The 22,227-nt window shown below is 62.7% G+C and carries 23 protein-coding genes; 5 read left to right on the top strand and 18 right to left on the bottom strand.

Annotated features, from left to right (window positions below; all coding sequences use genetic code 11):
• Nucleotides 1-5: 5 nt before the first annotated feature.
• The 8 genes from NLY33_RS28200 to NLY33_RS28165 all read right to left on the bottom strand — a co-directional run bounded on the left by NLY33_RS28200 (nt 6) and on the right by NLY33_RS28165 (nt 5,057).
• On the bottom strand, nt 6-734 hold the full coding sequence (locus tag NLY33_RS28200) for a GltB/FmdC/FwdC-like GXGXG domain-containing protein (RefSeq protein WP_023668551.1): 729 nt from the start codon (nt 732-734) through the stop codon (nt 6-8).
• Between the two features lie 4 nt (nt 735-738).
• Nucleotides 739-1,635, bottom strand: a complete 897-nt coding sequence (locus tag NLY33_RS28195; protein WP_023704840.1) for a class II glutamine amidotransferase — start codon at nt 1,633-1,635, stop codon at nt 739-741.
• Between the two features lie 84 nt (nt 1,636-1,719).
• Complete coding sequence (locus NLY33_RS28190) at nt 1,720-2,037, bottom strand: hypothetical protein (protein WP_023668549.1); 318 nt, start codon at nt 2,035-2,037, stop codon at nt 1,720-1,722.
• Entirely contained in the window at nt 2,034-2,723 is a 690-nt protein-coding gene (locus tag NLY33_RS28185) for a hypothetical protein (RefSeq protein WP_023704841.1), read from the bottom strand. The genes NLY33_RS28190 and NLY33_RS28185 overlap by 4 nt, the downstream gene beginning before the upstream one ends.
• Before the next feature lie 42 nt (nt 2,724-2,765).
• Nucleotides 2,766-4,160, bottom strand: coding sequence for an APC family permease (locus tag NLY33_RS28180; protein WP_023668547.1), 1,395 nt, complete (start codon nt 4,158-4,160; stop codon nt 2,766-2,768).
• 14 nt (nt 4,161-4,174) lie between these two features.
• Nucleotides 4,175-4,336: a hypothetical protein gene (locus NLY33_RS28175; protein ID WP_023668546.1), complete on the bottom strand. Its 162-nt coding sequence runs from the start codon at nt 4,334-4,336 to the stop codon at nt 4,175-4,177.
• 27 nt (nt 4,337-4,363) lie between these two features.
• A complete protein-coding gene (locus NLY33_RS28170) occupies nt 4,364-4,741 on the bottom strand; it encodes a hypothetical protein (protein WP_023668545.1) in 378 nt (125 codons plus the stop codon).
• Between the two features lie 28 nt (nt 4,742-4,769).
• A complete protein-coding gene (locus tag NLY33_RS28165) occupies nt 4,770-5,057 on the bottom strand; it encodes a hypothetical protein (RefSeq protein WP_023668544.1) in 288 nt (95 codons plus the stop codon).
• A 283-nt stretch (nt 5,058-5,340) separates the two neighbouring features.
• Between NLY33_RS28165 and NLY33_RS28160 the strand changes: the two genes are divergently transcribed.
• The 4 genes from NLY33_RS28160 to NLY33_RS28145 are packed head-to-tail and all read left to right on the top strand — an operon-like array spanning nt 5,341 to nt 9,125.
• Nucleotides 5,341-6,474 carry an aminomethyl transferase family protein gene (locus NLY33_RS28160; protein ID WP_023668543.1) on the top strand — a complete coding sequence of 378 codons (1,134 nt, stop codon included), beginning with the start codon at nt 5,341-5,343 and terminating at the stop codon, nt 6,472-6,474.
• 42 nt (nt 6,475-6,516) lie between these two features.
• Nucleotides 6,517-7,113 carry a dimethylamine monooxygenase subunit DmmA family protein gene (locus NLY33_RS28155; RefSeq protein ID WP_023668542.1) on the top strand — a complete coding sequence of 199 codons (597 nt, stop codon included), beginning with the start codon at nt 6,517-6,519 and terminating at the stop codon, nt 7,111-7,113.
• Nucleotides 7,110-8,075, top strand: a complete 966-nt coding sequence (locus NLY33_RS28150) for a PDR/VanB family oxidoreductase (protein ID WP_023704842.1) — start codon at nt 7,110-7,112, stop codon at nt 8,073-8,075. The genes NLY33_RS28155 and NLY33_RS28150 overlap by 4 nt, the downstream gene beginning before the upstream one ends.
• A 9-nt stretch (nt 8,076-8,084) precedes the next feature.
• Nucleotides 8,085-9,125 carry a heme-dependent oxidative N-demethylase family protein gene (locus tag NLY33_RS28145; protein WP_023708148.1) on the top strand — a complete coding sequence of 347 codons (1,041 nt, stop codon included), beginning with the start codon at nt 8,085-8,087 and terminating at the stop codon, nt 9,123-9,125.
• A 122-nt stretch (nt 9,126-9,247) separates the two neighbouring features.
• On the opposite strand, the gene NLY33_RS28140 is transcribed toward NLY33_RS28145, so the two are convergent.
• Entirely contained in the window at nt 9,248-9,961 is a 714-nt protein-coding gene (locus NLY33_RS28140; RefSeq protein WP_023692149.1) for a helix-turn-helix domain-containing protein, read from the bottom strand.
• A 263-nt stretch (nt 9,962-10,224) separates the two neighbouring features.
• Between NLY33_RS28140 and NLY33_RS28135 the strand changes: the two genes are divergently transcribed.
• Nucleotides 10,225-11,583 carry a trimethylamine monooxygenase gene (locus NLY33_RS28135; protein ID WP_023704844.1) on the top strand — a complete coding sequence of 453 codons (1,359 nt, stop codon included), beginning with the start codon at nt 10,225-10,227 and terminating at the stop codon, nt 11,581-11,583.
• A gap of 105 nt (nt 11,584-11,688) precedes the next feature.
• Here the strand turns inward: NLY33_RS28135 and NLY33_RS28130 are convergent, their stop codons facing one another.
• The 9 genes from NLY33_RS28130 to NLY33_RS28090 form a co-directional block, all read right to left on the bottom strand.
• Nucleotides 11,689-12,420, bottom strand: a complete 732-nt coding sequence (locus tag NLY33_RS28130) for a hypothetical protein (protein ID WP_023708149.1) — start codon at nt 12,418-12,420, stop codon at nt 11,689-11,691.
• A 297-nt stretch (nt 12,421-12,717) separates the two neighbouring features.
• Complete coding sequence (locus NLY33_RS28125) at nt 12,718-13,518, bottom strand: hypothetical protein (protein WP_023704846.1); 801 nt, start codon at nt 13,516-13,518, stop codon at nt 12,718-12,720.
• A gap of 7 nt (nt 13,519-13,525) precedes the next feature.
• Nucleotides 13,526-15,505, bottom strand: a complete 1,980-nt coding sequence (locus tag NLY33_RS28120; RefSeq protein ID WP_023704847.1) for an ABC transporter permease — start codon at nt 15,503-15,505, stop codon at nt 13,526-13,528.
• Nucleotides 15,502-16,581: a quaternary amine ABC transporter ATP-binding protein gene (locus NLY33_RS28115; protein WP_023704848.1), complete on the bottom strand. Its 1,080-nt coding sequence runs from the start codon at nt 16,579-16,581 to the stop codon at nt 15,502-15,504. Before NLY33_RS28115 ends, NLY33_RS28120 begins: the two co-directional genes overlap by 4 nt.
• A gap of 70 nt (nt 16,582-16,651) precedes the next feature.
• Nucleotides 16,652-17,626 (bottom strand): ABC transporter substrate-binding protein, encoded by a 975-nt coding sequence (locus tag NLY33_RS28110; protein WP_023709181.1) that lies wholly within the window; start codon nt 17,624-17,626, stop codon nt 16,652-16,654.
• Between the two features lie 423 nt (nt 17,627-18,049).
• Nucleotides 18,050-18,835, bottom strand: a complete 786-nt coding sequence (locus NLY33_RS28105; protein WP_023704849.1) for an SDR family oxidoreductase — start codon at nt 18,833-18,835, stop codon at nt 18,050-18,052.
• Nucleotides 18,836-18,844: 9 nt separating this feature from the next.
• Nucleotides 18,845-19,609 (bottom strand): SDR family oxidoreductase, encoded by a 765-nt coding sequence (locus NLY33_RS28100; RefSeq protein ID WP_023704850.1) that lies wholly within the window; start codon nt 19,607-19,609, stop codon nt 18,845-18,847.
• A gap of 106 nt (nt 19,610-19,715) precedes the next feature.
• The gene (locus tag NLY33_RS28095) at nt 19,716-21,224 is read right to left on the bottom strand and encodes a sugar ABC transporter ATP-binding protein (RefSeq protein ID WP_023708150.1); all 1,509 of its coding nucleotides are present in this window, start codon (nt 21,222-21,224) and stop codon (nt 19,716-19,718) included.
• 29 nt (nt 21,225-21,253) lie between these two features.
• Nucleotides 21,254-22,192: a sugar ABC transporter substrate-binding protein gene (locus NLY33_RS28090; RefSeq protein ID WP_023684414.1), complete on the bottom strand. Its 939-nt coding sequence runs from the start codon at nt 22,190-22,192 to the stop codon at nt 21,254-21,256.
• Nucleotides 22,193-22,227 lie beyond the last annotated feature (35 nt).

The raw sequence follows: 22,227 nt of genomic DNA, 5'->3' as shown, positions 1-22,227 counted from the left end.
CTGCCTCAATACGCGTCGGCGTTGTCGATATTGAAATTGTAGAGCGTGCGCGCCGAGCCGTAGCGCTTGAATTCCGACGGCTTGACGCCGGTGACGCCGGCGCGGTCGAGCAGTCCCTGCAGCAGTTCGATATGCTCGGGCCGCATCTCCTTGGCGATGCAGTCGGCGCCCAGGCTTTCGACCTTGCCGCGCACGAACAGCCTCGCTTCGTAGATGGAATCGCCAAGTGCGTCGCCGGCATCGCCCAGCACCACCAGATTGCCGGACTGCGCCATGAAGGCCGACATGTGGCCGATATTGCCGTGCACGACGATGTCGATGCCCTTCATCGAGATGCCGCAGCGCGACGAGGCGTTGCCCTCGATGACGAGCAGCCCGCCCTTGCCGGTGGCGCCGGCATACTGGCTGGCGTCGCCCTTGATGACGATCGAGCCCGACATCATGTTTTCGCCGACGCCAGGTCCGGCCGAGCCGTGCACGGTGATGGCAGCGCCGTCATTCATCCCGGCGCAGTAGTAGCCGACGCTGCCGCGCACATCGATGCTGACAGGCTGGTCGACGCCGACCGCAACCGAATGGCTGCCCTTCGGGTGCAGCACTTCCCACGCCGTTTCGTTGGAGCCGGGCGTCAGATTGTGAAGCGCCTGGTTGAGCTCGCGCAGCGACGACACATCAAGATCGAAGACCCGGGACGCCTGGTCTTGCGCCGCCTTCGAAAGTTTGGTTGCCGGCATGGGCTCAATGCTCCCAGAAATAGACGGTTGCGGGTTCCGGCTCCCAGACCCTCGCATTGTCTATGCCGGGCAGCTTGGTCAGCGCCCGATATTCCGAGCCAAAGGCGACATACTGGTCGGTCTCGGCCATGACGGCGGGCTTGCAGGCGATCGGATCGCGCACCACGCCGAAACCGTTCTTGGTGCCGACGACGAAGGTGAAGAAGCCGTCGAGGTCGGACAGCGTGCCTTCCAGCGCCTCGCCGAGGTTCTTGCCATGCGCCATCTGCGAGGAGAGATAGGCGGCGGCGACCTCGGTGTCGTTCTCGGTCTCGAATTTCATGCCCTCCCGCACCAGCTCACGCCGCACATTGTTGTGGTTGGACAGCGAGCCATTGTGCACCAGGCACTGGTCGGCGCCGGTCGAGAACGGATGCGCGCCCATAGTGGTGACGGCCGATTCCGTCGCCATGCGGGTATGGCCGATGCCATGCGTGCCGGTCATCGAGCGGACGTCGAAGCGGTCGACGACCGCTTCCGGCAGACCGACTTCCTTGTAGATTTCCACCGCTTCGCCGGCGCCCATGATGCGCGCGTCGGGGCGGATTGACTGCAGCGCTTCGCGCGCGGCATCGACCTTGTCGGGCGCGGTTCTCAACACTGCATGGGTGGACTTCACCGCTATGCTCACCGGCGCGCCGATGGCCTTCGCGAGTTCGGCGTCGAGGCCGCGGAAATCGCGCTCGGGCTTCGCGGACTGGATGGTGATCTTGGCTTCATTCCTGGAAGGCGCGCCATAGATGGCAATGCCGGCGCTGTCGGGGCCGCGATCGCTGAGCGATATCAGCATCTGCGACAGCATCGAGCCGAGCTGCGGCTCAAGCGACTTGTCTTTCAGAAAAAGTCCGACGATTCCACACATGTCAGCCTCCCGACGTTACCACTAGACGATGATGTATCGAATGCGTCGTGCGAATTCAATCGTATGAAAAAAATATTCCTGTAGTTACGTATCCGGCTCGATGCGGCCTTGTGAACTATCGCCGCCGTCGCGGGCGCTGTGAATCCATGTGGCGGTGCGGATGCGGGCTATTCTGTAGGCATCGAGGATCGACAGCGCATAGATCAGGAAGCCGCCGGCGTGGCGGCCGACGAAGCTGGCATCGGCCGGCGCGATCTTGGCCGTCACCCAGGCGAGGATCACCATGAAGAACAGGAACTGCAGGCCGCGCACGGGCACGCCCAGAATGACGTGGCCGCTGGCCGGTAAGACGATGGCAGCGCCGAGCACCAGATACGGGTTTGTCGGTGCGGGTGCGCTCATGCGACCTGCCTTTCCTGTCGGTTGATGGCATCGCGCAGCACTGAGGCCGAGGTCAGCAGTCTCTCGACCAGCGTTGGATCCAGCCTTGCGCCGCCGAATGCGGCCTGCCGGAACACGCCGTAGCGCGCCCGCTCGGCCTCGGCCAGCAGCCAGACGATGCGCACGCCGTTCGGGGTGATCAAGAGTTCCTTGGCGCGGCCTTCGGCAAAGATGTCGAGATGGCTGGCGATCAGGTTCTGCGGAAAGCGCGCCGCCCTGAGGTCGGTTCGCAGCACGGCTTCAGCCGGAAATCCCGGAGCCTTCGGCAGCGTATGCTGAAGATGATCGAAATTGGAGAAGGTCGTCGGCGAGCCCGGCCGCATCATCATGTCGAAGGTCGCCGGCACCGCAACCGGCTCTGTGATCGTGACACTCAACCATCGCGCCGGCAGCTTTCGCGTTGCCAGCGTGTCGACGATGGTGCGCAGCTGCACGCGCTGTCCGTTCCATGTGCCGGCCCAGGTGACAACGCCGGCTGTGCCATCGGAGACATCAACGGCATCTGTGATGACGGTCCGGATGCTGGCTGCCTCGGCTGCAAGATCAGCCTTGGCCTTTTTGCGGCTGGCGCGCGTATGCCAGGCGAGGTGCAGGACGAGAGCCACGGCGACCGCCCCGGCCAGCAATGCTGTCGTCACGTCAGACACCTCGTCACGCCATGCCCGCCCAGACCGGCAGGCCCTCTCCTGTCAATAGCCCTGCGGCTTCGGCCACGGCATGGTGAACTGGTCGCCGCGGCGCACATAGCGGTAACGGTAGAAGTGGAACCACAGCGAGATCAGGAAGTAGAAGGCGACCATGGCGATCAGCTGCGTGCCGTAGCCGAGGAAGATCGCAAAGAAGGTCACCACGCAGAGGCAAAACAGCACGATCGCCGGGATCGGGTGGAACGGGTGCGTATAGCCGCGGCGGATCGTGCCCAGCGGCCACTTTTTGCGGAACATCATGATGTTTATGCTCATGAAGGTGTATTGCAGCACGCCCGACAGGATTGAGAAGGTGATCGCCTGGTTGAGGTCGGCGATGAAGGCGAAGGCGAGCGCGATCGGCAACAGGAACAGGATCGAGCGATAGGGCGTGCGGTATTTCGGGTGCACGGCCGAGAACCATGTCGGCAGATAGCGGTCGCGTCCAAGCGAGAACCACGCGCGGGCCGCATCGTTGATACAGCCATTGGCCGACGCCAGTGCCGCGAGCAGCGTGGCGACGAACAACAGGTTTTCCAGCAGCGGGCTGCCGGTCAGCTTGCCGGCGTCCCACAAGGGATAATAGGTGATACCGAGGTACTCCCAGGGCATCAGCGAGGCGCAGACATACCAGGTCATGGCGGCGGCGATCAAAAGCGTGATCATGCCGGCCATGGTGCCGTAAGGCAGCGAACGCGCCGGCGAGCGCACTTCCTCGGCGGCCTGCGTGGTGCCTTCGATGCCGAGATAGTACCAGATGCCGAACTGGAAGGCCGCGATGACGCCGATCCAGCCATAGGGCAGCGCATTGCCGGGGGTGACCAGTTCGTTGAGCTTCAGCACAGCACCCTGCGTCCAGGGGCTGACCGAGAAGAACAGGATAACGATCGAGACATAGGCTATCGCCGTGATGACGAAGTTGACGTTGAGCGTCATCAGCACGCCGCGATAGTTCAGCCATGCCAGCACGACGATGGTGGCGGCAATGAAGGAGTTGTGGGTGAGCCCTTCGACGCCGGCCTTGGCGACGATGGTGTCGCCGAGCAGGATGGCGTCCGAAACCTCCAGCATGGTGTAGGCAAAGACCAGGAACAGCGCGACGTTGAAGGCCATCAGCGGCCCGACAATGTGCTTGGCCTGCGCGTATTGGCCGCCGGCGGCGGCAACCGTCGATGTCACCTCGGAGTCGATCATGGCGACCGAAGTGTACAAGAGCCCGACCACCCAGCAGACGATCAGCGCCGCCAGTGCGCCGCCCTTGTCGGCCGAGAAATTCCAGCCGGTGAATTCGCCGACCAGCACGATGCCGACGCCAAGCGCCCAGACATGGGCCGGGCCGAGCACGCGTAGCAGTGAAACCCTGTCGCCGTGTATTGCCGGTTCAAGCGTGATCGTCATTGTTCAATCCCCACTCAGATCCGGTGTTTTTCGGAAGCGGCTTCAAGCTCGCCTTCGCGCGAGGAAGTCAGCACCTCCTCGGAATAGGTCGTGTCGATCTTGAACCAGTCGTAGAGCATCCACAGCGCAAGCACGACCGAGATGCCCCACGATGCGTAAGAGAGTGCGACCCACATGAGCGTGCTTCCCCAAAATCTCTGGCGTTACTTGTCGTCGAACTTTTCGTTGATGACGTCGCGATATTCGCGGTCGGAGGCGCGGAACAGGAAGACGAAATAGCCGATCAGCACCGCCGCCATGATGATCAGCGTCGGCCAGTCGATGATGTAGTGGAAGCGGTTCTGGATGATGTCGTGCGCGGTCTCCGGCGTATAGCCGAGCTTTTCCCAGATCGAGGCCATGGTCGGGTTCTGTCCCAACGCTTCCCAGGTTTTGGCATCGAGCGCGTCGATGGATTTCGCCGCACCCGCCAGGCCGAGTTTCAATGGCAGCCACAGCGCCACGAAAATGGCGACCACGACGACCACGATATCGAAAATCTGCCCGGCCTTGCCTTGTTCCGGCGGCGTGTAGCGCGACATGACTTCTACCCCTCAGGACGTTCTGTTTTCAGGACTTGCGGTTGCGGGCCGCGTCGGCGTTCTTGATGTCGAGACCGTAGATGAAGTCCTTGTCTTCCTTGTAGTGATTGACCATCGCCAGGATGGCGGCCGTATTGAAGATCAGCACGGCGGCGGCAGCGATAGCGACGACGATCTTGATCCCGGTGTCCGGGATGTAGGGCCATGTCATGACAAGCACGAAGAGGATCGTCGCCCAAAGGCAGATGATCAGGAGCGCGGATCCGCGCAGGTCGGAACGGTACAGCGCTTCGATGCGCTGCTGCAGGTCTGACATCGGTTTCCCCTTTTCCAGCGCCCGACCCCGAATTGGCCGCCCGCTGCCCTCTTTCAACAGAGTGAAATTTTTTTCATAAATTCGGGCCGAATCCAGCAATTGTCAAGCCGATTTTACGTTGGGTTAACCGTTTGTCCCCAGCCGCGAATTTTGCCTGACAATGAAATTATTTGCTTCCGGGTATTGCGGCATCAGGACGTTTGCGATCAATATTCGACCAAATGCTCCCGCCTCGCGCAGGGAGCCGGGAACACAATAGAATTTTCGAACGGAGGATTTGCGGATGACGGCATCCTGGAGATTTTCGACCCTGGCGGATCGCCATCGCGCGTTAGGCTCGAAGCTCGAAGACTGGAGCGGCATGGGCACCGCCTGGACCTACGACAAGGACGCCGACGAGGAATACACCGCCATCCGCACCAGGGCCGGGCTGATGGATGTGTCGGGCCTGAAGAAGGTTCACATCACCGGGCCGCACGCCTCACACCTCATCGACCTGGCAACGACGCGCGACGTGGAGAAGATCTATCCCGGCAAGTCGGCCTATGCCTGCATGCTGAACGAGGCCGGAAAATTCACCGACGACTGCATCCTCTACCGCACCGGGCCGAACGCCTGGATGGTGGTGCACGGCTCCGGCACCGGCCATGAGGAATTGCAGCGCGCTTCCGTCGGCCGCGACGTATCGCTGCGCTTCGACGACAATCTGCACGACCTGTCGCTGCAGGGACCGACCGCGGTCGACTATCTCTCAAAGCATGTGCCGGGCATTCGCGACCTCAACTATTTCCATCATATGCAGACGCAGCTGTTCGGCTTTCCCGTCATGATCTCGCGCACCGGCTATACCGGCGAGCGCGGCTACGAGATATTCTGCCGCGGCCAGGACGCCGGCACGATCTGGGACAGGATCCTCGACGAGGGCAAGAGCGCCGGCATCATTCCGTGCCGCTTCACCACGCTCGATATGCTGCGCGTCGAAAGTTATTTGCTGTTTTATCCCTATGACAACTCGCAGAAATATCCGTTCGAGAACGAAGGCCCCGGCGACACGCTGTGGGAGCTCGGCCTCGACTTCACCGTCAGCCCCGGCAAGACCGGCTTTCGCGGCGCCGAAGAGCATTACCGCCTCAAGGGCAAGGAGCGCTTCAAGATCTACGGCGTGCTGCTCGACGGCAAGCAACCCGCGGATGAGGGCGCGCCGGTCTATCGCGACGGCAAAAAGGTGGGCGTGGTCACCTGCGCCATGTATTCGCCGCTGGTCGAGAAATCGATGGGCATCGCCCGCCTCGACGTCGACTGCGCGGTCAAGGACACCAAGCTCGAGATCCGCAACAAGAGCGGTTCGATCAGGGCGACGGCGCAGCCTCTGCCCTTCGACGATCCCAAAAAGACCAAGCGCACGGCGAAAGGCTGAGGCACAATCGACAGCGAGGGGTTTCGAGGTACGAAGTAGAGAATGGCAGCCAAAACGATCATCAGCCGGCCCATTTACGGAACCCTGTCCCCGCAGCCCGGCAAGCATCATCTTTTCGTGGCGGATGCGGAAGGCGCGCTGGCGATCGTCGATATGGCAAGGACGGCGCCCCCCGGCTTCTTCGACGGCGCCGAAATCGTCTTCATTCCCGGGGCCGACGGCAAGCACGTTGCCGCTCTTGAGGCACTGAAGTCCGCGCAATTTCATGTCGCGCCAACCTTCGCCAGCCTGCTGCCCCGGCTGAAGCAGACGCTTGCCAACGCGCATATGGGCCTGCGCCTCTATCTCGCCGGCACCGAAGGGCTGATCGGCCAGGCCATGCAGGTGGCGCTCGAAGCCGGCATCGATCATACCTCCATGCAGACCGAGCATCGCGGCTCATTGGCGCGGCGCATGCAGTGCGTGCATTGCAAAGGCATCACCGAAAATGTGACGACGCAGCCGGCCACCTGCGCGCATTGCGGCCTGCTGCTTCTGGTGCGCGATCATTATTCGCGACGGCTGGCAGCATTCCAGGGCGTCTGCATAAATGCCGAGGATCGCTCGGAGATCCCTCCCATAGAGGAGGTCTTCCCATGAGCACCGGCACCACCAAGCTCGATGTCGTCGTCAGCGACGTCGTCCCGGTCAACGAACTGGTGACGCGCTTCCATTTCCGCCGCCGTGACGGTGAGCTTTTGCCGACCTTTTCCGGCGGCGCCCATGTCGTGGTCGAGATGCGCGATGGCGACCGCACAAGGCTCAATCCCTATTCGCTGATGGGATCGCCGCTCGACACCCGCGAATACACCATCTCGGTGCGCCGCGACGATGTCGGCCGCGGCGGCTCGCTGTTCATGCACCGGAGCGTCAACCCCGGCCTGGAGATGGTGGTCAGCTACCCCGTCAATCTGTTCTCGCTCGACCTCAGGGCCAAGAAGCATCTGATGCTTGCCGGCGGCATCGGTATCACGCCGTTCATGGCGCAGACCGCGCAGCTCGCCGGGTCCGGCGGCAATTTCGAGCTGCACTACACCTGCCGCACCGCCTCGCTCGGCACCTATGCCGATGTGCTGCAGGAGCGCTATGGCCGTCGCGTCCGGCTCTATCACGACGACCGCGACGAGCGCATCGAACTCGACCGTCTCTTGTCCTCGCAGCCGCTCGGCACCCATCTCTATGTCTGCGGCCCGACCGGCATGATCAACTGGGTGCGCGAGCGCGCTGCGGCTCTCGGCTGGCCGGCGGAGACCGTGCACTACGAGCATTTCGCGGCACCCCAGCCCGGCCTGCCGTTCGACGTCACACTTGCCGTTAGCGGCAAGACCATCCGCGTCGGCGAGCAGCAGAGCCTGCTCGAAGCGATGGAGGCCGCCGGCGTCGATCCGCCCTATCTCTGCCGCGGCGGTGTCTGCGGCCAGTGCGAGACCAACGTCGTCTCGTATGACGGCAAGTTCATCCACAACGACCACTGGCTCAGCGAGGAAGACCATCGTTCCGGCTGCAAGATCATGCCGTGCGTGTCGCGCTTCGAAGGCAAGTCGCTGGTCCTGGAAAGATAGGAGGCGAGCTTGGGCATCACCTTTCGCAAGGAAACGTTTCGGGACGATTTCACCTTCAACAACAGCCCGGAGCACATCAGGCGGTTTCCGTTTCCGTTCCACGAAGACAGCTACATGTACGCGGTCAACATCGAGCCGCATGTCGTCGGTCCCAAGGGCAGCGTGCTGGAAAACCTGATAGACGTCGACGAGCACTATGTCGCCGAGATGCAGGACCGCGCTTTGGTGCTGGCCGAGGATCCGCTGCGCTGCCAGTCGCTGCCGCATATGACGCTGGCCGGCTGGGACCTGCTCGAACTTTTGATGGAGCAACAGGCACTTGGCTATCCCGAGCATTTCACCCTGACCCGCGACGGCGACCGCTGGCGCTGGATCAACCGACCGCTCGGCATTGACGACACCTTCACCTTCGGCGACACCTCGACACTGCCTTACGGGCCGATGGAGTACATCACCCGCCAGAGCCAGGGCGATTTCTGCATCCTCGATCAGCGCGACGGCAATCTGTGGATGGACGCCGGCATGGTCACCACCCAGGCCGACTGGTCGCTCGATTTCGACATCGGCATGAATTTCTTCGAATGGCACGCGCCGGTGCCGCTGGCGCATGAGAAGGGGATTTTCGTCAGGGCGCTGAAGTTCCTCACCAACATCCAGCAGGGCAAGCCGGCGCGGCGTCTCAACTGGACGATGACCATCAACCCGCGCCTCGACACCAGCCCGGAGAATTACCACAAATGGGGCCCGGACCGCGCGACGGTGACGCCCGAAAATCTCGGCGACAAGGTGCATCTGCGCGTCGAACTGCAAAGCTTCTGGCGGCTGCCGCGCTCGAACGGCATCGTCTTCCCGATCCGCTGCTATCTCATCAAGATGGGCGAACTGGTGACACAGCCGAAATGGGCAAGACGACTGCACCGGGTGATCCGGGATTTGCCGGAAGAGCTGGCCACCTACAAGGGCCTGACGCGGTATCGGCCGACATTGGTGGAATGGCTGTCGAAGCTGGATGATGGCAGTGCGACGTCACCGGGGTTCGGGCCGGACTAAAGGCCCCCTCATCCGGCCGCTGCGCGGCCACCTTCTCCCCGAGCGGAGAAGAGATCGCCAGCGCTGACGCCAGACTCCTCTCCCCTCGGGGCAATCCGGGTGAGGGGGCTGCGGCGGTCCGATTACCCAGCGCTATTCTGCGGATAGCAAATGATCGACAGATACCGCATCGGAAGTTTCGTCAGTTGCTCCGGCCCGTGCGGCGCGTCGGCGTCGAAGAACAGGCTGTCGCCCGGCTTCATCGGATAGAGGTTGCTGCCGTGCCGGTACACCACCTCGCCCTCCAGCATATAGAGGAATTCCATCCCCTCATGCTGGAAGGTCGGGAACACATCCGAATCCTCGGTCAGCGTAATCAAATAGGGCTCGACGACGACGCCGCTGGTGTTGGAGCCGATATGGCCGAGCAGATTGTATTGATGGCCGGCGCGGGTGCCGCGGCGTTCGACATCTAGCCCTTCGCCGGCCTTGACGAAGACGGCGCTGCGCTCTTCCTCGAATCGGCGGAAGAAGGCGGTGACGGGAACGCCGAGCGCCCTCGACAGCGCCTGCAGTGTGGTCAGCGACGGCGAGGTGATGCCGTTCTCGATCTTCGACAGCATGCCCAGCGAAATATCGGTGGCGACGGCGAGATCGGCGACGGTGATGCCGAGCTTCTTGCGGAAGGCGCGCACCTCGCGCCCGATCGCCACCTCCAGCACTTTTTCGCGGGTGTCGCGAATGGCATGCGGGTTCTGCGTCAGCGGCGCGCGGATGGTCTTCCCGTCCACGGATGCCTTCGCCGGTGGCTTTGCCCTTGTCGAAGCAGTCTTGGAGTCGGAACTTGTCTTCGCCATCTCGCCGCCGAATCCCCATGATTATTTCACTCCAGGTGAACCTATTCGGTGCCGATACAGAAACGCAACCGCGCAGCAAGCCCGTTAAGTCGAATGGTGTCCGCACCGGATTTGCCGTCATCCGTTTCCGGAAATCCGCTGGGGCGAAACGCGGTTTCTCCACAAGGCCTGTTGACAGCATCCAAGAGGCAATTACTGTCCTGTGAGTGAAATTTGTTTCGTAAGAGCAATTCCAAAAATCGAATGACACCGGGAGGCCTGCCATGAAAACGCGCGTTGCCGTCATTGGAGCGGGGCCATCCGGTCTGGCCCAGCTCAGGGCCTTCAAGTCGGCTGCCGACAAGGGCGCCGAGATACCCGAAATCGTCTGCTTCGAAAAGCAGTCCGACTGGGGCGGCCTGTGGAACTACACCTGGCGCACCGGCCTCGACGAGCACGGCGATCCCGTCCACGGCTCGATGTACCGCTACCTCTGGTCGAACGGACCGAAGGAGTGCCTGGAATTCGCCGACTACACGTTCGAGGAGCATTTCGGCCGCCCGATCGGATCCTACCCGCCGCGCGCGGTGCTGTGGGATTACATCAAGGGTCGCGTCGAGAAATCAGGCCTGCGCGAATGGGTACGCTTCAACAGCCCGGTGCGCATGGTGACTTTCTCCGACGAGACGAGGAAATTCACCGTCACCGCGCATGACCGCACCAACGACGTCACCTACTCCGAGGAGTTCGACAATGTCGTCGTCGCCTCAGGGCATTTTTCCGTTCCCAACGTTCCCTATTTCGAAGGCTTTTCGACATTCAACGGCCGCATCCTGCACAGCCATGATTTTCGCGACGCCATGGAGTTCAAGGGCAAGGACATACTGATCATCGGCCGCTCCTATTCTGCCGAGGACATCGGCTCGCAATGCTACAAATACGGCGCCAGATCTATCACCTCCAGCTACCGCTCCAAGCCGATGGGGTTCAAATGGCCGGAGAACTGGAAGGAAGTGCCGCTGCTGCAGAAGGTCGTCGGCAAGACGGCGCACTTCAAGGATGGCACCACCAAGGACGTCGACGCCATCATCCTGTGCACCGGCTATCTGCATTCCTTCCCGTTCCTCACGGAAGAGCTGAAGCTGAAGACCGCCAACCGCATGTGGCCGGACGGGCTCTATGAGGGCGTCGTGTGGGAGAAGAACCCGAAACTGTCCTATATCGGCATGCAGGACCAGTTCTACACTTTCAACATGTTCGACGCCCAGGCCTGGTTCGCCCGTGACGTCATCATGGGCCGCATCAAGCTGCCGTCGGTACAGGCGATGGCCGAGCACGGCGCCAAGTGGCGGGCACGCGAAGAGACGCTGGAAGACGCCGAGCAGATGATCTGGTTCCAGGGCGACTACACCAAGGAATTGATGGACCAGACCGACTATCCCGGCTTCGACGTCGAGGCGGTCAACCAGACCTTCATGGAGTGGGAGCACCACAAGGCGGAAGACATTATGAGCTTCCGCGACCACGCCTACCGCTCGCTGATGACCGGCACCATGGCGCCATCGCACCATACGCCCTGGCTGCAGGCGCTGGACGACTCGATGGAAAGCTATCTCCAGGTGAAGGGCGTGGCGGCGGAATAGGTCGGCGTGATGCAAAACAATGCGCCGGCACCGGCCCAGTTTCAATTCAGAGGGTAGTCGGGAGCCGCATCGGTCTCCGTCACCTTGACCCACACCAATTTCGCTTTAATAGGCGCCCTCCGGGCCGGTGCCGTACATGGACAGTCTGTCAGCCATCAGCAGATGTGTCATGTCTTTGAGTGCCCGGCCGGTCGGCTCCTCGGGCCAGGCGAAGACGCCGTCGGTTTTGGCGCCGAACCTCACATCGGTGCATCCGAAATCGATCTCGACCTTCCACGACAGCAACGGCCTGATATCGCTGAGCGGCGGGCGCGGCGGATCGGGCTGCTCGAAGTGATGGTCGACCGAGACTCTCGTCGGCACTGCCGGCGTGATGCCTTTGGCTTTGAAGGAGGCGATGGCGTCGTCGCCAAATCGTGCGAGCAGGCCAGCGTGCCATAACCGGTAGGTCGCGCGGAAAAAGCCGCTGACCCGGATAGATTTGCCATCGTTGTTGAAGACGTTCACAGCGGCGTAGAAACGGCGCAGTCGTGGCGCCAGCGCCCGCCAGTCGCATTCGGCCGGTGTCCCCGGCGTCGCGATGAAATCCTCAAGCAGATCGCTGCCGCGCACATTGGCGTTCAGCACCGTGCAATCCTCACCATGGATATGCCAGTGCGGCCGGAGCTCGGCTGCTGCGATGCCGGGCTTGCGCAGCTCTTCCACCGAGGCGCGAACCCGAGCAATCGCGTAGGACGTAGCCGCATCCAACGTCTCAAACCCCGAAACCACATGCTCGCCGGTCTTGGCCATGTCGAAGACGACGACAGTAAAAGGCGGTTCGCGCTGATCGGGCATTCGGCAGCAAGCTCAGGCTGGTCGAGGATGAAGCAGCTTTCCGCGCGAAAATGCGTCAAAGTCAAGAGCTGGAGCGCGGCCTGCCATTTCCAGAAGAGGCGAACTCCAGAAGAGGCGAAACCGTTCTATCCGAGCCGTGCTTGAGCTTTCGCGGCTCAGGGGTCGAAGACCGACCGCGATGATGTCGATGGCATGCTATTACCAGCCCCCGAAAATGCCGCGACCCTGGACCGTGCGATGAACACTTCCTGGCCGAGATCGCGTGTGCCGGCCACGGGGCAGGTGATGATCATCACTTCAATCCAGCGGATAGTCGGGAGGCGCCTCCGTCTCGGTCACTTTGGCGGTTAGTATCTCGCAGTCGTTGGCCCAGTCGGGGCCATCGCCGCGCATGGCCATCATGTCGGCCATCAGCAGGAGCTGCATGGTTCTGAACGCCCAGTCGGTGGGCTCTTGCGGCCAGGCGAAGATTCCGGCGGCGTCGCCGCCGAACTTCACGTCATGGCAGACGAAACCGACCTCGACCTTCCAGGATCGCAGCGTCACGCCTGGCGGCGGGTAGGGCGGGTCGGGCAGCTCGAAGTAATTGGCGACCATGAGCTTCGTCGGCTCCGCCGGCTCGATCCCCTTGGCCTTGAAGGCGGCAATGGCGTCGTCGCCAAAGCGCTCGAGGAGGCCGTCTCGCGTCAGCCTGTAGGTCGAGCGAAAGAAGCCGCCCGCCCAGACGGATTCGTTGTTGCCGTTGGAGATCAGCAGCGAGGCGCGGAAGCGGCGCAGCCTTGGCGCGAGAACTTGCCAGTTGCATTCGGCCGGCATCGACGGCGTCGCAATGAAATCGTCGAGTAGATCGCTGCCGCGCACTCCGGCGTTCAGCACCGAACAGTCTTCGCCATAGAGGTGCCAGAGCTGGCGAAGCTCAGCAGTGGCGATGCCGGGCTTGCGCAAGTCCTCCACCGAGGCGCGAACCCGCGCAATGGCGTAGGACGTCGCCGCCTCCAGCGTCTCAAACCCCGAAACTACGTGCTCCCCGTCCGGCTCGCCGGTCTTGGCCATGTCGAAGACGAGTACGGCAAAAGGCGGTTCGCCGGGATTGGACATTCAACAATTATCCTAGTCTTGCCCGCGCCTTCGCCGTCCAGGCATTGAACAGCCGGTCTGCGACGATGCCGATGAAAGCGATGGCGAGACCCGCGACAATGCCGCGTCCGGAATCGGCCTTGGACAGCGCGATGAAGACTTCCTGGCCGAGGTCGCGTGTGCCGACCATGGCGCAGATGATGATCATCGCTAGCGCCATCAGGATCGTCTGGTTGACGCCCAGCATAATTTCGGGAAGCGCCAGTGGCAATTGTACCCGAAAGAAGGTCTGGCGCGGCGTGCAGCCGGAAACCTTCGCCGCCTCGACCAGCGCCGGCGGCACTTGCCGGATGCCGTGATTGGTGTAGCGGATCGCCGGCACCACGGCGAAGGCGACGGTGGCGATCATGGCGGTCACGTCGCCGACGCGGAACAGCATCACCACCGGAATGATGAAGCAGAAGGACGGCAGCACCTGCAGCGTGTCGATGATGGGCGTGACGATCTTTTCGAAGCGGTCGCTGCGGGCGGCCATCAGACCGATCGGAATGCCGATCAGGCAGGCGATGAAGGCCGAGATGCCGCAGAGATAAACCGTCGCCATGGTCTTTTCCCAAAGGCCGGTGACGGCGCAGAAGGCGGTCAGCGCGGCGACGAGGGCGGCGAGACGCAGGCCTGAGAGCTGGTAGCCGGCGAGGCCGAGCAGGGCCACTGCGCCGAGCCACGGAAAGCCTTCGCAGAAGGCGCGCAGCGGGTTCAGTACATTGAGGATGAGCGCCACGCGAAACGCTTCGATCACGTCGAAGAAGTTGATCGTCACCCAGTTGACCGCCGCCTTCCACAGTGGCGCGGTGGTGAAGGTGATCGCCTTCGGCACCGCTGCGAATGCCGGTACGAACAGGCCGAGCAGCGTCGTCACGACCAGGATGGCGATGGCCAGCGACAGATTGGGATAGCGCCGCCAAAAGCTCTGGTTCGCCTGCCGTTGAACGTGGCCCTTCGCCTGTTTGTGGGCGATGGCTTGGCTCAACCGGTCGAGCCCGATGGCGAGTGCCACAATGGCGAGCCCGGCTTCCATCGCTTCGCCGACCTTCAGCGCACGCAGCGCCAGCAGCACGTCGTAGCCGAGGCCGCCGGCGCCGATCATCGAGGCGATGATGACCATGTTGAGCGCCAGCATGATCACCTGGTTGACGCCGACCATCAGCGTCGGCCGCGCCGATGGCAGCAGCACGCGCCACAATTTCTGCCGCGCCGTGCAGCCGGCCATCTCTGAGAAATCATCGATCTCTGACGGCACCCGCGACAGACCCAGCATCGTTGCCCGCACCATCGGCGGCGTGGCGAAGATGGCGGTGGCGATCATCGCCGAGACCGGGCTGTTGCCGAACAAAAGCAGCATCGGGATGAGATAGGCGAAGGTCGGGATGGTCTGCATCAAATCGAGGGCAGGGGAGATGATCAGCCGCTCGGCCCATGGCTTGCGCCACGCCCAGATGCCGGCGAACAGGCCGGTGACGATGCAGAACGGCACCGCGATGGAAATCAGCGCCAGCGTCAGCATGGCGCTGGTCCATTGGCCGAACAGCGCGGTGTAGAGGAAGCAGCCGCCGACCAGCATGCCAAGCTTTCTACCGCCCGCGGCGTGCCCGGCGATGAAGGCGGCGGCGCAGACGCCGATCCAGGACAGGCGCGGCAGGACATAGGCATCGGCACCGTGACCGATCTTGAAATTCTTGGCCAGCAGGTCGAGCGCGAAATCGAGGGGAACGCCGAGCACCGCGGTGATCGAGCGGGTCAGCCAGGACAAGTTCGACTTGATCCAGCGCATCAGCGCACTGACCCAGTCGGCGACGGGAACGACCGCATCGGCCGGATAGTCGACCGCCCATGGCAGCCTCTCCTGCAGCAGGAATACCACCAGCACGGCGGCCAGCGCCAGCGCCCAGATCAGCAGCCAGCGCTGAACCGGTGGCCTCGTTTGGCTGGCGCTTGCAGTCACCGTCATGCGCCGGCTCTTTGCTTGTCGATGCCGGCCAGCAGTCCGATCACGGCTTGCGGCGTCACCTCGCCGATCGACTTGCCGCTGCCGTTGACCACCGCGAACGGTTTTCCCGAAGCGACGATGCTGGCTGAGAAGCTGGCGATCCTGGCGTCGGGCGAAACCGTGCCGCCATGCTCGGAGCCATCCAGGGCACGCATCAGGCTGCGCGCCGAAATCACCTTGGCGCGGTCGACATCCCGGGTGAATTCGGCGACATAGTCGGTCGCCGGATTGACCACCAGTTGCTCCGGTGTGCCGATCTGGATGACCTCGCCGTCCTTCATGATGGCGATGCGGTCGGCCAGCCTGATCGCCTCGTCGAAATCATGGGTGATGAAAACGATGGTCTTGTGCAGCATGGTCTGCAGCCGCATCAGCTCGTCCTGCATCTCGCGGCGGATCAATGGGTCAAGCGCCGAGAACGGCTCGTCGAGGAACCAGATCTCCGGCTTGGTCGCGAGGCTGCGGGCAATGCCGACGCGCTGCTGCTGGCCGCCGGAGAGTTCGCGCGGATAGAAATGCTCGCGGCCGCGTAAGCCCACGAGATCGATCACCTCCCGCGCTCTCGCTTCGCGCGTCGGTCGGTCCTTGCCCTGGATGCTCAGGGGAAAGGCAATGTTGTCGAGCACGTTAAGATGCGGCAGCAGCGCAAAATTCTGGAACACCATACCCATGCGATGACGCCGCAGTTCGATCAGCGCCGCATCGGAAATCTTGAGCAGGTCGTTGCCTTCGAATTCGACCTTGCCGTAGGTCGGCTCGACCAGCCGCGACATGCAGCGCACCAGCGTCGACTTGCCGGAGCCGGACAGCCCCATGATGATGAAAATCTCGCCCTGGCGGATTTCGAGATCGACGGCGCGCACCGCGCCGACCAGTCCGGCGGCAGCGACATCGGCCATGCTGGCCTTGCCGGCACGCTCGCGGATGAAGCTGGCCGCGTTCGATCCGAACAGTTTCCAGACGTTACGGCAGGCAAGCTTTATCGGCCGCACATCCTCCGGCGTGCCAGTTGCCTGCGGTTCAGTCGCTTCCGTCATCCAATGGTCCTTCTGGAAAATGGAGATAAGACCCGGCCGCTAGGGCCGGGTCTGGCTTCCAGTCAGGCGATCACTGCGCCCAGGCTTTCCAGTCGGCTTCGTGGGCGGCGATCCAGGCGGCGGCGACATCTTCGGGCGTCTTGCCGCCGAGGTCGATCTCGCCGCTCATCTTGTTGAGCTCATCGGTGTCGATCGTGTACGCCTTGGCCACCTTGTAGGCGACCGGCCATTTGTCCTTCATGCCGGACCAGGAGTATTTCCAGATTTCGCCATGCGGTTTGCCGCAATCATATTTGGCATCCGGGTTGGTGCCCCATTTCGGGTCGGTGTAGCACTCGGGCGTATACTCCGGGAATTCGACCCACTCGCCCTTGTACTTGGCCGGCGCCCAATGCGGCGAATAGATCCACAGCATGATCGGCGCCTTGCGCTGATAGGCCGAGTCCAACTCGGCGAACATCGCCGCGTCGGTGCCGGCATGGATGACGGTGAAGGGCAGCTTCAGCGCCTCGACGCGCTCGTCGTCAAAGCCTTCCCAGGTTACCGGGCCGCCGAGATAGCGGCCCTTCGGCGCCGTCTCCGCTGTCGAGAACGCCTCGGCGCATTTCGGGTCCTTCAGCGCTTCCCAATTGGGCAGGCCGGGGCATTTCTCCTTCATATATTCGGGAAACCACCATTCCTCCTTGGCCTTCGGCCCGAGCTTGCCCAGCCGCTCGGTCTGGCCGGTGGCGTCTGAAGCCTTCATCGCTTCGCCGGCCGTCGTGTCCCAGAACTCCAGGCCGACATCGAGGTCGCCATTGGTGAGACCGGTGGTCAGGCTGGAGAGGTAGTCGGCGGTGGGATACTCGACGGTGTAGCCAAGCTTTTCGAGGATGCCGCCAAGGATCTTGGCGTTGAGGTTGACGCTGGTCCAGTCGAACAGCGCGATCTTGATCGGGTCGTTGGATTCAGGTGCTGCTGCGTGGACCGGTGATGTAAGCGCACTTGCGGCGGCGAGTGCAAGGGCTCCCATTGATAGGTTCGAAATCACACTGCGAAATGACATGCTTGTTCTCCTGTCAAACCATGTGGAAATTTCTTGACCGTTCCCTTCTTGCGTCTTTTCTTGATTGTGTTGGAAAGGCGGGTCGTTGCGCAAGTTCGTTCGCACCATGCCATTGCCGCGGCCGCAACTTGCGCAGGCGAAATGGTTGCTCGACTTGGTGTTTATGTGATGCCGGGCGGGCCCGCGTCATGGCATCGGATGGATTGCTGCGTGAGCAATCGTCAACAGATCGATCGCCGCTCCAGCGGCGCTCTCAGACGTGCGAGCCATCAAGGTCCCATGATCTCGGCCGGCGAGCCCCGTCCTCGCCAAGGCCGTTTCATGGGATGAAATTATATATACCAACGTTCATGCGGCGCAACGGCTGATGCCCTGTGCACTGCGGAATTTCAGACTGGTCGATTGCCAACCGCCAGAGCTGATTCACGACATGATCAGGCCGCCATCGACATTGATGGTTTGGCCGGTGATGTAGGTGGCGTCGTCGCTGGCGAGAAAGCTGACTAGGCCGGACACGTCCTCGCCGCTGCCGGCGCGGCCCATCGGGATGTTCTTCACCCATTCGGCCATCAGCTCGCCGGGCCTGTAGTCACCCATCAGCTTGCCCCAGGCGGCGTCGTTGTAAGCCCACATGTCAGTGTCGATAATGCCGGGGCAAATCGCGTTGACGGTGATCTTTTCCTTGGCTACTTCCTTGGCCAGGCTCTGGGTGATGCCGACGACGCCGAACTTCGACGCCGCATAGTGTGGCGTGTAGATGAAACCCTGCCGCGCCTGGCCCGACGCCGTGTTGATCAGCCGGCCGCCATCGCCATGCTTGCGGATGCGGGCGATCGCTTCCTGACAGCACAGGAACACGCCCTTGGTGTTGACCGCCATCACCTTGTCCCACTCGGCCTCGGTCATCGCCTCGATCCGGGCGATGGTGATGACGCCGGCATTCTGCACCGAAATGTCGACACGGCCGAATTCCTTCTCGGCGAGATCGTAAAGCGCTGTAACCTCATCCTTCCTGGTCACGTCCATGCGCATCGACGCGACCTTGGCGCCCCCCGCTTTAAGGCCGGCGGCGACGTCCTCGACGCGGGTATCGATGGCGCTGACCACGATCGCGGCACCTTCTTCGGCAAAGCGCTTCGCCATCGCCGCGCCGATGCCGCCGCTCGCGCCGGTGATGACCGCAGTCTTGCCTTCAAAACGCTTCTGCATCTTTTCTCCTTACCAGCAGACAAAACCGCCATCGACGATCAGGTCGATGCCGGTGACGTAACTCGCGGCGCGGCTGGCCAGGAACACGGTCGGGCCGACCATCTCTTCCGGCGTCGCCATGCGCCCCATGGGCGTGTCGCGTTCGAAGATCTTGATCTGTTCGGCGACCTCCGGCCGCTTGTTCATCGGCGTCAGCGTGTAGCCTGGGCTCACCACATTGACGCGCAGGCCGCGATCGGCCCATTCCATAGCGAGGCTTTTCGACATGTGGATGACCGCCGCCTTCGACGAATTGTAATGCGCCTGGGTCAGGCCGCGATTGACGATCGAACCCGACATCGAGGCGATGTTGATGATCGAGCCCTTGCGCCGCGTCAGCATGGCGCGCGCTTCGGCCTGGCAGGACAGGAACACGCCGCTGACATTCACGTCGTAGATTTTCTGCCACTTCTCCAGCGGCAGCGTCTCGGCCGCCTCCGCACCGGCAATGCCGGCATTGTTGACAGCAATTGTCAGTGCGCCGAGTTCTTTTTCGGTGCGCTCGATCGCCGCTGCAAGGTCAGCCTCCGACGTCACCGTTCCGGTCAGCACCAGCGCCTTGCGGCCAAGTGCCGAAATCTTGTGCGCCGTCTCGTCCAGCCCGCCCTTGGAGGTGTGGCCGAAACAGGCTATGTCGGCGCCGGCTTCGGCGAGCCCGATGGCAATGGCCTGGCCAATGCCGCTGCCGGCGCCTGTTACCAGCGCTACGTCGCCGCTGAGATCGAATAGTTTCATGTTGTTCCCCCTCCTGAAATGAAGGGGCGCCAGTCTTTGCTGGCGCCCCGCGCGGTCCGGTCCTTCGGAGGATACCACCTGCTGCGCTTTGTTCCGACTCCTGTCCTCAGCTCGTGGCGAGTTCCATCACCGCGACATTGCTCGCCTCGCTGCGGTCGAGAATGCCGCGCTGGCGGCCGCGGCTCAGCACCAGCACCCGGTGCGACAGCCCCAGCACCTCCTCGAGGTCGGAGCTGACCACCACCACCGCCATGCCGGAGCGGGCGAGGTCGGCGATCACGTCGTAGATAGCCGCACGCGCGCCGACATCGATGCCGCGCGTCGGTTCATCGAGGATGAACACCTTCGGCGGCCGCGACACCCATTTGGCAATGATCACCTTCTGCTGGTTGCCGCCGGAAAGCTTGCTGACCGCCTGGCCAGGTTTGCCCTTGACCCCGAGCCTTGCGATGCCGGCTTCGGCGAATTTCTGCACCGCTTTCGGAAACACCCAGCCCTTCGGCGCGACATGGTCGAAATTGCCGAACGCCAGATTCTCGCCGATGGTCTGGTCGAGCACCACGCCTTGCGCCTTACGGTCTTCCGGCACCAGCACGACGCCGGCCTTGATCGCTGCCGCCGGCCCGCTGAGATGCACCGATTTGCCGGCAACGCGCACCGAGCCCGACGAGATCGGATCGGCGCCGGCGATCGCCCGCACCAGTTCGGTGCGGCCGGCGCCGATCAACCCGGCAATGCCGAGGATCTCGCCTGCTTTGACCGAGAAGGAAACGTTGTTGAAACTCTTCTCCGGCGAGGACAGGTTGTCGACCTCGAGCAGCGTCTCCTCGCGCGGCGGCGTCAAGTGTGGGAACATCCGCTCGACCGAGCGGCCGACCATCTGCTCCACTACTGTGCGCACGGGAATATCGGCGCGTTCGTGGCGGGCGACGATGCGTCCGTCGCGCATCACAACCACGCGGTCGGCAATCTGCGCGATCTCGTCGAGACGATGGCTGATGTAGATGAAGGACATGCCCTCCGCCTTGAGCTTGCGGATCTGCTGGAACAAAAGCTCCGTTTCCTCGCCGCCAAGCGCTGCGGTCGGTTCGTCGAAGATCAGCAATTCGGCATTGAGCGTCAACGCCTTGGCGATCTCGACCTGTTGCTGGGCGGCGATGCGCAGCGTGCCCACCTTGCGCTCGGGCGAGACGTCGAGGCCAAGCCGCTTCAACTGCGCCGAGGCCTTGGCGTTCATCGCTGCGCGGTCGATGCGGCCGCCGCGCATCGGCAGGCGCCCGACATAGACATTTTCCGCCACCGACAGGTCCGGCAGCAGCTTCAGTTCCTGATGGATCATGCCCACACCGGCATCGATTGCCGCGGCAGGCGAGGCGGGGGAATAATGTTTCCCCCGCCAGATGATAGTGCCGGCATCGGCCTTTGTCGAACCGGCGATGATGTTGGACACCGTCGACTTGCCGGCGCCGTTTTCGCCGAGCAGCGCCACAACCTCGCCCGGCCGCACCTCGAAGCTTGCATCGGCCAGGACCTGGACCGGTCCGTAGCTCTTGCAAAGGCCGTTGACGAAGAGCCCGTTGTGCGGGCCTTCGCTGTGGCGAGTATCAGGAGACATCGTGGCGCTCTCTTAAGCGGTGCCGGTTATCACGGATGCTTGGCGATGAACTGCTCGACATTGTCCTTGGTGGTCAGCGTCGCATCCTGCAGCTGTTCGGCCGGAACGCTCTCGCCGGCCACCAGCTTGATCGCCGCATCGACGGCGAGACGGCCCATGCCTTGCGTCTGCTGCGTCGCGGTGACGTCGAACACGCCGTCCTTCAGCGCCTTGAGCGCGGCCACGTCGCCATCGAAGCCGGCAACCCAGACCTTGTGGCCGGGATTGGCGACCTTGACCGCCTGCGCCGCACCCAGCGCCAGCGCATCGGCCTGGCCGATGACGATGGAGACATCGGGATGCGACTGCAGCAGGTCCTGCGTCAGCTTGAAGCCTTCGTCCTGGTGCCAGCCTTCGCTCCACAATTCGCCGACCACCTTGATATCGGGATAGGCCTTGAGCGCTTCGCCGCAGCCCTTCGAGCGATCCACTTCCGGCGTGGTGCCCTTCTGGCCGTGGATGATGATCAGTTCGCCTTTGCCGCCGGCCTGCTTGGCGATGTAGTCGCACACCGCCTGCGCCGAGGCGACGCTGTTGGTGGCGATGAAGGTGTCGCCGGGCGCGCCGTCGGCGTTGCGGTCGACATTGACCACCGGAATGCCGGCGGCCTTGGCGGTCTTGGTCGGCACGGTGGCGGCTGTGGCGCCGGCCGGAATGTAGATCAGCGCGTCGATGTTCTGCGTGATCAAATCCTGTACCTGGCTGACCTGCGTTGCCGAATCGCCCTTGGCGTCGACGGTGACGATCTCGATGCCCTTCTCCTTGCCGTAGGCTTCGACCGACTGCTTGATCTGGTTGAAGAAGTCGGCCTGCAAATTGGCCACCGCGAGGCCGAGTTTCTTGGCCTCCTTGGCCGAGGCCATGTCGGTCAGGCCGAGCAGGGGAATGATTGCGGCAGCGGCGAGCAGCAGTGAACGTTTGGTGAGCATGTGTTTCCTCCGTTGATAGTCAAACTGTCCCGCCA

This window comes from Mesorhizobium sp. C432A, from assembly GCF_030323145.1.
Lineage (GTDB): Bacteria > Pseudomonadota > Alphaproteobacteria > Rhizobiales > Rhizobiaceae > Mesorhizobium.
This window is presented reverse-complemented; position numbering and strand designations above follow the sequence as displayed.